The sequence below is a fragment of the Propioniciclava sp. genome (genome assembly GCF_029977985.1).
Lineage (GTDB): Bacteria > Actinomycetota > Actinomycetes > Propionibacteriales > Propionibacteriaceae > Propioniciclava.
The window spans coordinates 1-13,710 of the sequence record NZ_JARKOT010000051.1; the positions used below are offsets into that span (position 1 = coordinate 1).

The 13,710-nt window shown below is 71.2% G+C and carries 11 protein-coding genes; 10 read left to right on the forward strand and 1 reads right to left on the reverse strand.

Annotation, left to right across the window (positions count from 1 at the left end):
* The 6 genes from Q1K57_RS02970 to trpA all read left to right on the forward strand — a co-directional run.
* Positions 1-1,291, forward strand: a 1,291-nt coding sequence (locus tag Q1K57_RS02970) for a chorismate-binding protein (RefSeq protein WP_300078850.1), incomplete at its 5' end; no start/stop codon positions are given.
* Entirely contained in the window at positions 1,288-1,845 is a 558-nt protein-coding gene (locus Q1K57_RS02975; RefSeq protein ID WP_300078851.1) for a Trp biosynthesis-associated membrane protein, read from the forward strand. The genes Q1K57_RS02970 and Q1K57_RS02975, both read left to right, overlap by 4 nt.
* The gene (locus Q1K57_RS02980) at positions 1,842-2,069 is read left to right on the forward strand and encodes an HGxxPAAW family protein (RefSeq protein WP_300078852.1); all 228 of its coding nucleotides are present in this window, start codon (positions 1,842-1,844) and stop codon (positions 2,067-2,069) included. Before Q1K57_RS02975 ends, Q1K57_RS02980 begins: the two co-directional genes overlap by 4 nt.
* A gap of 15 nt (positions 2,070-2,084) precedes the next feature.
* Positions 2,085-2,882, forward strand: a complete 798-nt coding sequence (gene trpC, locus Q1K57_RS02985) for an indole-3-glycerol phosphate synthase TrpC (RefSeq protein WP_300078853.1) — start codon at positions 2,085-2,087, stop codon at positions 2,880-2,882.
* Between the two features lie 37 nt (positions 2,883-2,919).
* Positions 2,920-4,167, forward strand: coding sequence for a tryptophan synthase subunit beta (gene trpB / locus Q1K57_RS02990; RefSeq protein ID WP_300078854.1), 1,248 nt, complete (start codon positions 2,920-2,922; stop codon positions 4,165-4,167).
* Positions 4,167-4,997, forward strand: coding sequence for a tryptophan synthase subunit alpha (gene trpA, locus Q1K57_RS02995; protein ID WP_300078856.1), 831 nt, complete (start codon positions 4,167-4,169; stop codon positions 4,995-4,997). Before trpB ends, trpA begins: the two co-directional genes overlap by 1 nt.
* A gap of 58 nt (positions 4,998-5,055) precedes the next feature.
* Here the strand turns inward: trpA and Q1K57_RS03000 are convergent, their stop codons facing one another.
* Positions 5,056-5,802: an aminoglycoside adenylyltransferase domain-containing protein gene (locus Q1K57_RS03000; RefSeq protein WP_300078857.1), complete on the reverse strand. Its 747-nt coding sequence runs from the start codon at positions 5,800-5,802 to the stop codon at positions 5,056-5,058.
* A gap of 61 nt (positions 5,803-5,863) precedes the next feature.
* Between Q1K57_RS03000 and lgt the strand changes: the two genes are divergently transcribed.
* The 4 genes from lgt to Q1K57_RS03020 form a co-directional block, all read left to right on the forward strand.
* Entirely contained in the window at positions 5,864-6,727 is an 864-nt protein-coding gene (gene lgt / locus Q1K57_RS03005) for a prolipoprotein diacylglyceryl transferase (protein WP_300078858.1), read from the forward strand.
* A 422-nt stretch (positions 6,728-7,149) separates the two neighbouring features.
* Positions 7,150-7,638 carry a hypothetical protein gene (locus Q1K57_RS03010; RefSeq protein WP_300078859.1) on the forward strand — a complete coding sequence of 163 codons (489 nt, stop codon included), beginning with the start codon at positions 7,150-7,152 and terminating at the stop codon, positions 7,636-7,638.
* Positions 7,639-7,755: 117 nt separating this feature from the next.
* Positions 7,756-12,267, forward strand: a complete 4,512-nt coding sequence (gltB, locus tag Q1K57_RS03015) for a glutamate synthase large subunit (RefSeq protein WP_300078861.1) — start codon at positions 7,756-7,758, stop codon at positions 12,265-12,267.
* Positions 12,260-13,710, forward strand: a 1,451-nt coding sequence (locus Q1K57_RS03020) for a glutamate synthase subunit beta (RefSeq protein WP_300078860.1), incomplete at its 3' end; no start/stop codon positions are given. The genes gltB and Q1K57_RS03020, both read left to right, overlap by 8 nt.

Below are 13,710 nucleotides of genomic sequence, written 5' to 3' on the forward strand. Positions count from 1 at the left end.
TGCCGTGCTGTCGGAACGCAACGGGCAGGCACACTGGACCGGCCGCGAACTCGCGAATCTGCCCACCGGCGGCGATCCGCTCGACGTGCTCGCCGAGACCCTCCGCCGGCTGCACACGCCGCGGACCGACGGCCTGCCGCCGATCACGTCCGGCATGGTGGGCTACCTGGGTTACGACGTGGTCCGACGGTTGGAGCGCCTGCCCGACACGAACCCCGACGACCTCGCCCTTCCCGAAATGGTGATGATGCTGGCGGCCGACGTGGCCGTCCTCGATCACCACACCGGCGAGGTGTGGCTCATCGCCAACGCGATCAACTTCGACGACACGTCCGAGCGCGCCGAGGCGGCCTATGCGGACGCCGTCGCCCGTGTCGAGGCGATGGCGGCGCGGCTGGCCGACCCGCGGGCATCCCTGGCGTCGCTGCGCCCGGCGGACGCGTCGCCCGTCTACACCCGGCAGCGCACGCAGCCGGAGTTTGAGGCCGCCGTCGGCGAGGCCATCGAGGAGATCAAGGCGGGGGAGGCGTTCCAGATCGTCGTGAGCCAGCGGTTCGAGGCGCCCTGCCCGGCCGACGCGCTCGACGTCTACCGGGTGCTGCGGGTCACCAATCCGAGCCCGTACCTCTACCTCCTGCGCCTCGACGGCCTCGACATCGTCGGGTCCAGCCCCGAGGCGCTCGTCACGGTCACGGACCGGCACGTGCTCACGCACCCCATCGCCGGCAGCCAGCCGCGCGGTGCCACCCCCGAGGAGGACGCCGCCCTCGAGGCACGCCTCGTGGCCGACCCGAAGGAGCGCGCCGAACACCTCATGCTCGTCGATCTCGGCCGCAACGACCTCGGTCGCGTGTGTACGCCGGGCACGGTGAGCGTCGTCGAGTTCATGAAGGTCCGCAAGTACAGCCACATCCAGCACCTCGAGTCGACGGTCGTCGGCGAGTTGAGCGCCGGGCGCACTGCCCTGGACGCCACCCTCGCCTGCTTCCCGGCCGGCACCCTGTCGGGGGCGCCGAAGGTGCGCGCCATGGAGATCATCGATCGTCTCGAGGTGAGCCGCCGGGGCCTCTACGGCGGCGTCGTCGGCTACTTCGACTTCGCGGGCAACTCCGACGTGGCCATCGCCATCCGCACCGCCGTGCTCAAGGGCGGCCGCGCCTTCGTGCAGGCAGGCGGCGGCATCGTGGCCGATTCGGTGCCTGCCTCCGAAGATCTGGAATCCCGCAACAAGGCGGCGGCAGCGTTGCGAGCCGTGCAGGTGGCGTCCGACCTCAGTCGGCTCGCCCCGTGAGGGTGACGCCCCGGCGGCTCGCCGCCTTGGCGGTGGCCGGCGCCTTCGGGACGGCGCTGGCGCCGTGGTGGACGCTGTCGTGGGCCGGGCCGGTCGGCTCCGGGGCCGCGGAGGTCGCCGGCGGAGCGGGGACGGGCGGGCTCGCCCAGGTGCTCGCGGTCGCCGCCGCCGGTGGGCTGCTCCTCACCCTCACCCTCGGCGCTGCCGGACGCCGCGTCATCGGCATTTTGCTCGGTGCGTTGAGCGCCGGGATGGTCGCCGTGGGCGTCAGCGCTTTCAGCACGGACGCCGCCACCCTCGCCGCCGCGGTCCCCACGGCCATGCTGGCCACCGACGCCATCGCCCACCCCACGTTCTGGCCCGGCATCCATGCCGCGCTGGCGCTCGTCGGCGTCGCGGCGTCCGCCTGGCTGGTGGCCAGGCCGGAGGCGGGGCGGAGGCGTCCGGATGGCGACGCCCCCGCGGCCGAGGTGGCGGATTCGCAGGCTTCTTGGAAAGCTATGGACGAAGGACGCGACCCGACGCGGGACGCAGGAGACGAGGAGCCGACATGAGCAACGTGCAGACCCGGGGCACCCGCGTGGCCAAGCGCGAATACCACCACGGCCGCACCCCCGCCGCCTGGACCGGCAGCGCCATCACCGCCGTCGGGTTCATCGTCGCGGCAGTCGGGTTCCTCATGGGCCTCAACTGGCTGGTCATCGGCATCGGGCTCGGCGTGGCCGTGCTCGGCGCCGTCGTCGGCGGCTTCATGCGCAAGGCCGGCCTCGGCCAGTAGGGGGCTCTGAACTGGATGGGTGTCCTCGACGACATCATCGTGGGGGTCCGCGAGGACCTCGCCGAGCGGCAGGCGGCGCGCAGCATCGCCGAACTCGCCGACGTGGTGGCCGCGCTGCCGCCCGCACGCGACCCGATGCCGGCGTTCCGCGCGCCCGGCCTGTCCGTGATCGCCGAGGTCAAGCGCAGTTCGCCCTCGAAGGGCGCCCTGGCTGCCATCCCCGACCCGGCGGCGCTGGCCGCCGACTACGCCCGTGGCGGGGCCGCGGCGATCAGCGTCCTGACGGAGGCCCGCCGCTTCGGCGGCTCGCTGGCCGACCTCGTGGCCGTGCGCGCCGCGGTTTCGACGCCGCTGCTGCGCAAGGACTTCATCGTCAGCGACTACCAGCTGTGGGAGGCGCGGGCCGCAGGCGCGGATCTGGCCCTGCTCATCGTCGCCGCCCTCTCCGACGCCGAACTCGCCCGGCTCTCGGCGCTGGCCGCCGAACTGGGGCTCACGGCGCTCGTCGAAGTGCACACGCCCGAGGAGACGCGGCGGGCCGTCGACGCGGGGGCCGCCCTCATCGGCGTCAACAATCGCAACCTGCAGACGCTGGCGGTCGACCTCGGCCAGTTCGAGGCGCTCGCCGGCCTCATTCCGAACGACCGGGTCAAGGTCGCCGAGTCCGGCATCAGCGGCGTCGCCGACGTGGAGCGCGTGGCGTCCGCGGGGGCCGACGTGATCCTCGTCGGCGAGGCCCTCGTCAAGCAGGGCGATCCGGCGGCGTCCGTCGCCGAGTTCATCGCGGCCGGAAGCGCGGCGCAGGCCCGTTGATCCGCACCGAGAACCGCACCGACCAGAAAGGCATCGCGTGAGCGAGACCCCTACCCCCCTGCCCGACAAGGCGGGGCACTTCGGCATCTTCGGCGGGCAGTACGTGCCCGAGGCGCTGCACGCGGCGCTGGTGCAGTTGGACTCCGAGTTCACCGCCGCCATGGCCGACCCCGCGTTCGTCGACGAGCTCGACCGGCTGCGCCGCGAGTACGCGGGCCGGCCGAGCCCGATCACCGAGCTCCCACGGCTGAGCAAGGAGGCCGGGCGGGCGCGGCTCGTGGCCAAGCGCGAGGACCTCAACCACACCGGCTCGCACAAGATCAACAACGTGCTCGGACAGGCGCTGCTCACCCGGCGGATGGGCAAGACGCGGGTGATCGCCGAGACGGGCGCGGGGCAGCACGGTGTGGCGACCGCCACGGCGGCCGCGCTGCTCGGGCTTGAGTGCCGGGTCTACATGGGCAAGGTCGACACCGACCGGCAGGCGCTCAACGTGGCGCGCATGCAGCTCTTGGGCGCCGAGGTGATCGCCGTCGAGTCCGGCTCGGCCACGCTGAAGGACGCGATGAACGAGGCCATGCGCGACTGGGTGGCCTCGGTCGACACCACCCACTACCTCATCGGCACCGTCGGCGGGCCGCACCCGTTCCCCAAGGTCGTGCGCGAGTTCCAGCGGGTCATCTCGACCGAGGCTCGGGCGCAGTTGCTCGAGCGCTACGGCGAACTGCCCTACGCCGTCACCGCCTGTGTCGGCGGCGGCTCGAACGCGATGGGCATGTTCGCCGATTTCATCGGTGACGCCGCGGTGGGCCTCTACGGCTACGAGGCAGAGGGCGACGGCATCGAGACCGGGCGCCATGCGGCATCCATCAACGGCGGGTCGGTGGGGGTGCTGCACGGCATGCGCACCTACATCCTGCAGGACGACGACGGCCAGACCATCGAGTCGCACTCGATCTCCGCCGGCCTCGACTACCCCGGGGTAGGCCCCGAGCACGCGTGGCTGGCGGCGTCCGGCCGGGGCACGTACGAGCCCGTGACCGACACCGAGGCCATGGACGCCTTCGCTCTCCTCACCAAGCTGGAGGGCATCATGCCGGCCATCGAGTCGGCGCACGCCGTGGCCGGCGCGCTGCGCCTCGGGCGCCGGCTCGCTGAAGAGCAGCCCGACCTGGAGCCGCTCATCTGCATCTGCCTCTCGGGCCGCGGCGACAAGGACGTGGCGACCGCGCTGAGCTGGTTCGGCCTCGACGGCACGCCCAACGACACGGTGGGAGGCTTCTGATGAGCGATCCGGGTGTTTCCGGGCAGACCCTGCTCCGCGCGCGCGCCGAAGGGCGCGGCGCCGTGGTCGCCTACCTGCCCGTCGGCTTCCCCGATGTCCCCACCTCCCTGGACGCCTTCCGTGCGCTGTGCGGCGTGGGCGGGGACGCGCCCGGAGTCGACATGGTCGAGGTGGGCCTGCCCTACTCCGATCCCATCCTGGACGGCCCGGTCATCCAGCGGGCGGGGGCGCAGGCGCTGCGCCGCGGCGTCCGGACGCAGGACGCCTTTGCCGCCGTCGAGGCGGTCGCCGCGACCGGGACGACCGCGGTGGCGATGACGTATTGGAACCTCGTCGATCGCTACGGGGTGGACGCCTTCGCCCGCGACTTCGCCAACGCCGGGGGAGCGGGCCTCATCACGCCCGATCTCACCCCCGACGAGGCCGAGGAGTGGATGGTCGCCTCCGAGGCCCACGGCCTCGACCGCATCTTCCTTGTGGCTCCCAGTTCGACCGACGAGCGGATCGTCTCCACGACGCACGCCTGCCGCGGCTGGGTGTACGCCACCGCCGTCATGGGCGTGACCGGCGCCCGGCAGCAGACCTCCTCGGCGGCGCCAGAGCTCGTGGCCCGCATCCGCCGGCTCGCGCCGGAGACGCTGGTCGGCGTGGGGCTGGGCGTCAGCAGCGGCGCGCAGGCGGCCGAGATTGCCTCGTTCGCGGACGCCGCCATCGTCGGTTCGGCCCTCGTCAAGACCCTCCTGGACGCCGAGGACGCCGGCACCCCGGCCGACCTCACCGCTTTGCGCGCCCTCGTCGCCGACTTGACCACGGGCGTCCGCGCCGGCTGAGCGTCGAAAGCCCCGGGTTCTCCCGCCGAGAGCCCCGGCGTCAGCCCAGGCGGCGGCGTCAGCCCAGGGCGGCCCGGACGGCCGTGCTGAGGGACTCGGCGTAGGCGGGGTCCATCCAGCGGCTCTCGGCGCGGGCGCGGAGGGCCTCGTCGATGGCGTCCGCGAACTCAGGATTCCGCGCGCGCACCTCGGCCGCGCCCGCCGGCTTGGAGACCCAGCGGCCCTCCGTGGCGAGCACGAGCATGCGCGCGAGGTTGAGCACGCGGTTCGGCGACCCGGCGTCGGGCCCGTCGTGCCACGTGATGGATTCGTCGACGGCCCTGCGGACCCGCCCCGCTGGCACCTCTGGGATCACCTCGGACGCCGCCCGCGCGCCCTCGAGCGGCACGCCGACCTGCCGCGCGGCCGCGAGGTCGAGCACCGACCAGTAGTTCGGGAAGCCGTCGGGGGCGAGTTGCACGGAGCTGGGGCGCTGCGTCCCGCCGTTGACGTTCAGCTGGAAGGCGACCGGATCGGCGAGATCGACCAGATCGTCGCGGGCGTACCAGACGAACTCAAGCCCGACGGTCGGGCAGGGCAGCGCCGGGTGCACGATGCGCTCACCGAGCGCGCGACGCGCCGCCTCCGGCCATCGGCGGCGCGTGACGGCGAGGACGTCCACGTCGGAGACTCCGTGCTCGTACACCCCCTGTGCGGCGCTTCCGATGAGCCAGGCTCCCCCCAGGTCGTCGCCGACGGCATCCCTCAGCCGGCGGACGAGTTCGGTCAGGTAGCCGGCGAGTTCGACCGGAACGGCGGTGGTCACTCTGCGCCACCCTACCGGCGTGGCAGCCCACCCTGGGCGCGCATGCGGCATGATGGCCCGCGTGATCTTGTCGATCCCGAGCCCCGACATCAGTTCGTTCTCCCTCGGTCCGCTGACGATCCACATCTATGCCCTCTGCCTGATCGCCGGTATGGGGGTGGCTTGGTGGCTCGGTTCGCGGCGCTGGGTGGCTCGCGGGGGTCAGCCCGAGCATTTCGAGACGATCGTGCTCTGGGCGATCCCCGTCGGGATCGTGTTCGCCCGCATCTACCACGTCCTCACCCACTGGGACGACTACTTCGGTGCCGGCGGCATGAATCCCTTCGCCATCTGGGAGGGCGGCATCGCGATCTTCGGCTCGCTCCTCGGCGGCACCCTGGCCGCGTGGCTCGTCTGCCGCCACTACGGGCTGCGTCTCGCCACCTTCGCGGACGCCCTCGCCCCCGGCCTGATCTTCGCCCAGGGCGTCGGACGCCTCGGCAACTGGTTCAACCAGGAGCTCTTCGGAGGGCCCGACTTCGGCCCGCTCGGGCTCGAGATCGACCCTGCGCACCGTCCGGCCGAGTACGCCGACGTGCCCACGTTCCAGCCGACGTTCCTCTACGAGATGGCCTGGAACATCACCGGCGGTCTGCTGCTGCTGTGGCTCGACCGCAAGCTCAAGCTCGGGTACGGCAAGGTGTTCGCCCTCTACATGCTCATCTACGGCACCGGACGCTTCGTCATCGAGGGCATTCGCACCGACTTCAGCTACATGGTCGGCCCGTTGCGCACGAATCAGGTGACCGCCCTCCTCGTCGCCTTGGCCGGCGCGGCGCTGTTCGCCTGGCTGTGGCGCGTCCGTCCGGGCCGCGAGGCGAGCCCGAGCGTGGCCGCGTCGGTCGAGGACACGGAGACTTCCGAGGAGGCTGCCCCGCAGGAGTAGTCGTTCGGCAGCGTCACGGTGAAACATCGGTCTTTGGCGTGACAGTGGTGAGCGAAGCCAGGCCGGGGAGGGAGGCCGGACCCGGAGCCATTCCCCGTGGGGGACGCGCTGCGACTGTCACGGTGGAACCGGGCGATTGAGCGTGACAGTGGTGAGCGAGCACCCCGCAGGTGGCGTTGGGGCCGGTGACGGATTCGGCCCCTACCTGCCTCATGTGCGGGCGTGGGGAAGACAGCCGCGGGGGAGAGCCGCGACCAGGGCGCGCTGCGCGTGGCGTTCGCGCTGGTGAATACGTTGCCGTGCGGGCCGGCCGACACCGACATGCTCTACAACGAGTCCATGGCCCGCCGCCTGGTTCGCAACGAGGTGTCACCCTGCCCCCGCCGTACGACGGCCGGACGCCGACGCTCGAGGAGATTCTCATGGGCGTCGAGCGCCCGCCGGGCGACGACGAGGACCAGTTCCCCGCCGTGGATGCGCTGCGGCGCGCGCTGAGACGCGGCGTCCGCGACGGCGCGAACTCGGACGTCGACGGACTCAACGCCCTCGTCCTGGAGTGGGGGATCGTGCGCACCTTGGCCGGCCCGCCGGACGCCCGCCACTGGGTCGGGCATGCGGCCACCCCCGGCTGGGGCCCGGCGCTCGCCGCCTCCACGATTCCGCCCGTCCTCGACCTGCACGCGAGCGGCGCCATCACCCGGCTCGGCTGGTGTGCTTCCCGCTGGTGCGGGCGGCCCTTCCTGCCGCCGAAACGTGGGCGTCCACAACGGTTCTGCTGCGCGCGGTGCGCGAACTGGGTGCGTCAGTCGCGCGGTCGCCATGGCACCGAACTGCCCTACGTGAGGGCACCGAATTGCCTACGTGACGGCACGGGGCGCCCCCACGTGACCGCACCGGCGGCGTCCGACTGACAGACGCCGGGGAGCGGAGGCGGCCCGCATTGCTTAAGGTGGGCCCCGTCTCGACGCGCGGGTCGCTCGACCCTGCCCGGAAGACGAGGACAAGGAGACGATGCGTTGATGGAAGGCATGCTCGGCGCCCCCGCCGCCCAGGGCCTCTACCGGCCTGAGTACGAGCACGACGCGTGTGGTGTGGCGTTTGTCGCCCAGCTCTCCGGCGAGGCGTCCCACGACATCGTGGCCAAGGGCCTGCTGGCGCTCGAGAACCTCGATCATCGCGGCGCCACCGGCGCCGACGAGGCGGCGGGCGACGGCGCCGGCATGCTGCTGCAGATCCCCGACGCGCTGTTCCGCGCCTCCGTGGACTTCACCCTGCCCGAGGTGGGGCACTATGCGGTCGGCATGGCGTTCCTGCCCGTCGACGACATCGAGCGCGCCACGGCCAAGCGCAGCATCGAGTACATCGCGATCGAGGAGGGCCTGCGGGTTCTCGGCTGGCGCGAGGTGCCGATGAGCGCCGAGACGCTCAGCCCGGTCACGGTCGCGGTGATGCCGCACATGGAGCAGCTGTTCGTGATGGGCCAGGGGGCGAGCGGCATCGACCTCGACCGGCTCGTCTACCCGCTGCGGAAGCGGGTGCGCAACGAGGCGGACGTCTACTTCGCCTCGCTGAGCGCGCGAACGACGGTCTACAAGGGCATGCTCACCACGCAGCAGCTCGCCGAGACCTTCCCGGACCTCCTCGACGAACGCATGACCTCCGCCCTCGCGCTGGTGCACAGCCGCTTCTCGACGAACACCTTCCCGAGCTGGCAGCTCGCTCACCCGTACCGGATCATCGCCCACAACGGCGAGATCAACACCGTCAAGGGCAACCGCAACTGGATGCGCGCCCGCGAGGCCCTGCTCGCCACCGACCTCATCAAGGGCGACCTCGAGCGCGTCTTCCCGATCTGCACGCCCGACTTCTCCGATTCGGCGTCCTTCGACGAGGTGTTGGAGCTGCTGCACCTCGGCGGGCGGTCGCTGCCGCACGCGGTGCTCATGATGATCCCGGAGGCGTGGGAGAACCACGGCGAGATGGACGCCGCCCGCCGCGACTTCTACTCGTTCCACAGCTCGGTGATGGAGCCTTGGGACGGCCCGGCCGCCGTCTGCTTCACCGACGGCACGCAGATCGGGGCGACCCTCGACCGCAACGGTCTGCGTCCCGGCCGCTACTGGGTGACCGACGACGGCTTGGTCGTGTTCGCGTCCGAGGCCGGCGTCCTGCCGATCGCGCAGGAGCACGTCGTCGAGAAGGGACGCCTCCAGCCCGGCCGCATGCTTCTGGTCGATCTCGACGAGCACCGGCTCATCAACGACGACGAGATCAAGGCGACCCTGGCCGCCGAGCAGCCGTACGGGGAATGGGTCGGGCGCCGCATCAACCTCGACGACCTGCCCGAGCGGCAGCATGTCGTGCACAGCCACGCGTCGGTGACACGCCGCCAGCAGATGTTCGGCGTCACCCACGAAGAGCTCAAGATGCTCATCGCGCCGATGGCGGAGACGGGCGCCGAGCCGATCGGCTCGATGGGTACCGACACGCCCGTGGCGGTGCTGAGCGACCGCTCGCGGCTGCTGTTCGACTACTTCAGCCAGCTGTTCGCCCAGGTGACGAACCCGCCGCTGGACGCGATCCGCGAAGAGCTCGTCACGTCGTTGCGCGGGTCGTTCGGCCCCGAGGCGAACCTGCTGAGCGCCGGCCCCGAGTCCTGCAACCAGATCGTCATCGACTACCCGATCCTCGATTCCGACCAGCTTGCGAAGCTCGTCCGAATCAACCGGGATGGCTCGATGCCGCAGTTCGACGCCCACATCGTCCGCGGCCTCTACCGCGTGCTCGAGGGTGCGGCGGAGCTGGAACGCCGCCTCGATGAGATCTGCGCCGAGGTGGACGCCGCCATCGAGCGGGGCTGCCGCACGATCATCCTGTCCGACCGGCACTCCAACATCGACTACGCCCCCATCCCGTCGCTGCTGCTCACCTCGGCCGTGCACCACCATCTCGTCCGCGCCAAGACGCGCACGCAGGTGGGCCTGATCGTCGAAGCCGGCGACGTGCGCGAGGTGCACCATGTGGCGCTCCTCATCGGGTTCGGCGCGGCCGCGGTGAACCCGTACCTCGTCTTCGAGTCCGCCGAGGACCTGGCCCGCCGCGAGATGTACGTCACCGTCGAGCCCGACCAGGCCGTCTACAACGTGCGCAAGGCGCTCGGCAAGGGCGTCCTCAAGGTGATGAGCAAGATGGGCGTGTCGACCATCGCGTCGTACACGGGCGCCCAAATCTACGAGGCGCTCGGTCTGGCGAGCGACGTCGTCGACCGCTACTTCACGGGCACGACGAGCCGCGTCGAGGGCATCGGCCTGGCCGAGATCGCCGACGAGATCCACGCCCGGCACGCCCAGGCCTACCCGGTCGACCGCCGTGTCCTCGCCCACCGCACCGTGGACGTCGGGGGCGAGTACAAGTGGCGCCGCGAGGGCCCGCCGCACCTGTTCGACCCCGAGACGGTGTTCCGGCTGCAGCACAGCACCCGGCAGGGCCGCTACGACATCTTCAAGCAGTACACCGACCGGGTGAACGACCAGTCCAAGCGCCTCATGACCCTGCGCGGCCTGCTGGAGTTCGACGAGACGCTCCGCGAGCCCGTGCCGATCGACGAGGTCGAGCCGGTGAGCGAGATCGTCAAGCGGTTCTCGACGGGTGCGATGAGCTACGGCTCGATCAGCAAGGAGGCCCACGAGACCCTCGCGATCGCCATGAACCGGCTCGGCGGCAAGTCGAACACCGGCGAGGGCGGCGAGGACACCGACCGCCTGCACGACCCCGAGCGCCGCTCGGCGATCAAGCAGGTGGCGTCCGGCCGGTTCGGCGTCACGAGCGACTACCTGACCAACGCCACCGACATCCAGATCAAGATGGCCCAGGGCGCCAAGCCCGGTGAGGGCGGCCAGCTGCCCGGCGGCAAGGTGTACCCGTGGGTGGCGAAGACCCGCCACTCGACGCCCGGCGTCGGCCTCATCAGCCCGCCGCCACACCACGACATCTACTCGATCGAGGACCTCAAGCAGCTCATCCATGACCTCAAGTGCGCCAACCCGGTGGCCCGCGTCCACGTGAAGCTGGTCGCCGAGGTGGGTGTGGGCACGGTGGCGGCCGGCGTGAGCAAGGCGAAGGCCGACGTGGTGCTCATCTCGGGCCACGACGGCGGCACGGGCGCAGCGCCGCTCACGTCGATCAAGCACGCGGGCGGCCCGTGGGAACTCGGCCTGGCCGAGACCCAGCAGACGCTGCTGCTCAACGGCTTGCGCGACCGGATCGTGGTGCAGGTCGACGGCCAGCTGAAGACCGGCCGCGACGTCGTCATCGGCGCCCTCTTGGGGGCCGAGGAGTTCGGGTTCGCATCGGCCCCGCTCGTGGTGAGCGGCTGTATCATGATGCGTGTCTGCCACCTCGACACCTGTCCGGTCGGCGTCGCCACGCAGAACCCCGAGCTGCGTGCGAAGTACTCAGGGCACGCTGACTACGTGGTGAACTTCTTCCAGTTCATCGCCGAGGAGGTGCGCGAGATCCTCGCCAGCCTCGGGTTCCGTTCGATCGAGGAGGCCGTCGGCCACGTCGAGGTGTTGCGGACGAAGGCGGCGGTCGACCATTGGAAGGCCAAGGGTCTCGACCTGGAGCCGATCCTGCATCAGGTCGGTGTCGACGGGCCGCTGCACTGTGTCACGACCCAGGACCACGGCTTGGACGCCAAGCTTGACGTCGAGCTCATCGAGCGTTCCCGCGCGGCCTGGGAGAAGGGCGAACAGGTGGCCTTCGAGGCGGGCGTCCGCAACATCGACCGGACCGTCGGCACCCTGCTCGGCCATGAGGTCACCAAGGCGACCGACGGCCAGGGCCTGCCCGACGACACGATCCAGATCACCCTGACGGGCACGGGCGGCCAGAGCTTCGGCGCGTTCCTGCCCCGCGGCGTCACGCTGCGGCTGGTCGGCGACACGAACGACTACTTCGGCAAGGGCCTGTCGGGCGGACGGCTCTCGGTGCGCCCGGACGCCGCCGCGCCCTTTGCCGCCGAGGAGCAGATCATCGCCGGCAACGTCATCGGCTACGGCGCGACGGGCGGGCAGCTGTTCATCCGCGGCCGGGTCGGCGAGCGGTTCTGCGTCCGCAACTCGGGTGCGACCGCGGTCGTCGAGGGTGTGGGCGACCATGGGTGTGAGTACATGACCGGCGGCGAGGCGCTCGTCCTCGGCGCGACGGGCCGCAACTTCGCGGCCGGCATGTCGGGCGGCGTCGCCTGGGTGCTCGACCTGAACCGCGACCGGCTCAACACCGAGATGGTCGACCCGTTCGGCCTCACCGACGACGACGTGGCCCGCATCACCGAACTGCTGGAACTGCACGTCGCCGAGACCGGATCCACGGTCGCCCAGGGCCTGCTCGAGGCGGGCCCCGACGCGTGGCGGGGCCGGTTCACCCGGGTCCTGCCCCGCGATTACGCCCGCGTGATCGCGGCGCGTGCGGACGCCGAGGCGTCCGGCCTGTCCGAGGAGGAGACGGTCGAGAAGATGATGGAGGCGGCACATGGCTGATCCGAGGGGCTTCATCAAGGTGGAGCGAGAGGTCGCCGAGCGGCGTCCGGCCGGCGAGCGCGTCCACGACTGGCAGGAGGTGTACCCGGGCACGCCGGGCCGTGCCGTCCTGCCGATCATCCAGCAGCAGGCGAGCCGCTGCATGGACTGCGGCATCCCGTTCTGCCATCAGGGGTGCCCGCTCGGGAACCTCATCCCCGAGTGGAACGACCTCATCTACCGGGATCAATGGCGCGCAGCCACGGATCGGCTGCACGCCACGAACAACTTCCCGGAGTTCACGGGACGCCTCTGCCCGGCTCCCTGCGAGACGGCGTGCGTCGTGGGCATCAACCGTGAGCCGGTGACGATCAAGAACATCGAGGTCGCCATCGCCGACAAGGCATGGGACGACAGTCGGGTGGTGCCGGTGGTGCCCGAGTGGCACACGCAGCGGACGGTCGCGGTCGTCGGGTCGGGCCCGGCGGGACTCGCCGCCGCGCAGCAGCTGACGCGTGCCGGCCACACCGTCGTCGTGTACGAGCGGGCGGACGCCATCGGCGGGCTCCTGCGCTACGGCATCCCCGAGTTCAAGATGGAGAAGGAGGTGCTCGACCGGCGGCTCAAGCAGATGCGTCAGGAGGGCACGGTCTTCAAGCCGTCGACGAACATCGGCGTCGACATCACCGGGGAGGACCTGCTGGACCGCTTCGACGCGGTGGTGCTGGCCATCGGGGCGACGGTGCCGCGCGACCTGCCGATCCCGGGCCGGGAGCTGACGGGCATCCACCAGGCGATGGAGTTCCTGCCGCAGGCGAACCGCGTGGCGGTGGGACAGGAGGTCGAGGGTCAGATCACGGCGACCGGCAAGCATGTCGTCGTCATCGGCGGCGGGGACACCGGATCGGACTGCATCGGCACGTCGCTGCGGCAGGGGGCGGCGTCCGTGACGCAGCTGGAGATCATGCCGACGCCATCCCAGACGCGGCCCGGCACCCAGCCGTGGCCGACCTACCCGATGATCTTCCGGGTCAGCACGTCGCACGAGGAGGGCGAGGTCAACCGCGAGTACGCCGTGTCCACGTCGGAGTTCGTGGGCACCGACGGCCGGGTCAGCTCGCTGAAGCTCACCGAGGTGCGCTTCGATGCCGGCAAGTTCGTGCCGGTGGAGGGCACCGAGCGCGAGATCCCGGCCGATCTGGTGCTGCTCGCCATGGGCTTCGTCGGGCCGCAGAAGGCGGGCATCGTCGAGGAACTCGGCGTCGAGCTGGATGCGCGGGGCAACATCGCGCGCGATGAGAACTTCGCGACGAGCGTGCCCGGCGTGTTCGTTGCCGGCGACTGCGGACGCGGCCAGTCGCTCATCGTGTGGGCGATCGCCGAGGGGCGCTCGTGCGCCAACGGCGTGGACGCCTACCTGCAGGGCACCGGATCGATCCTGCCCAAGCCGATCAAGCCGACGGA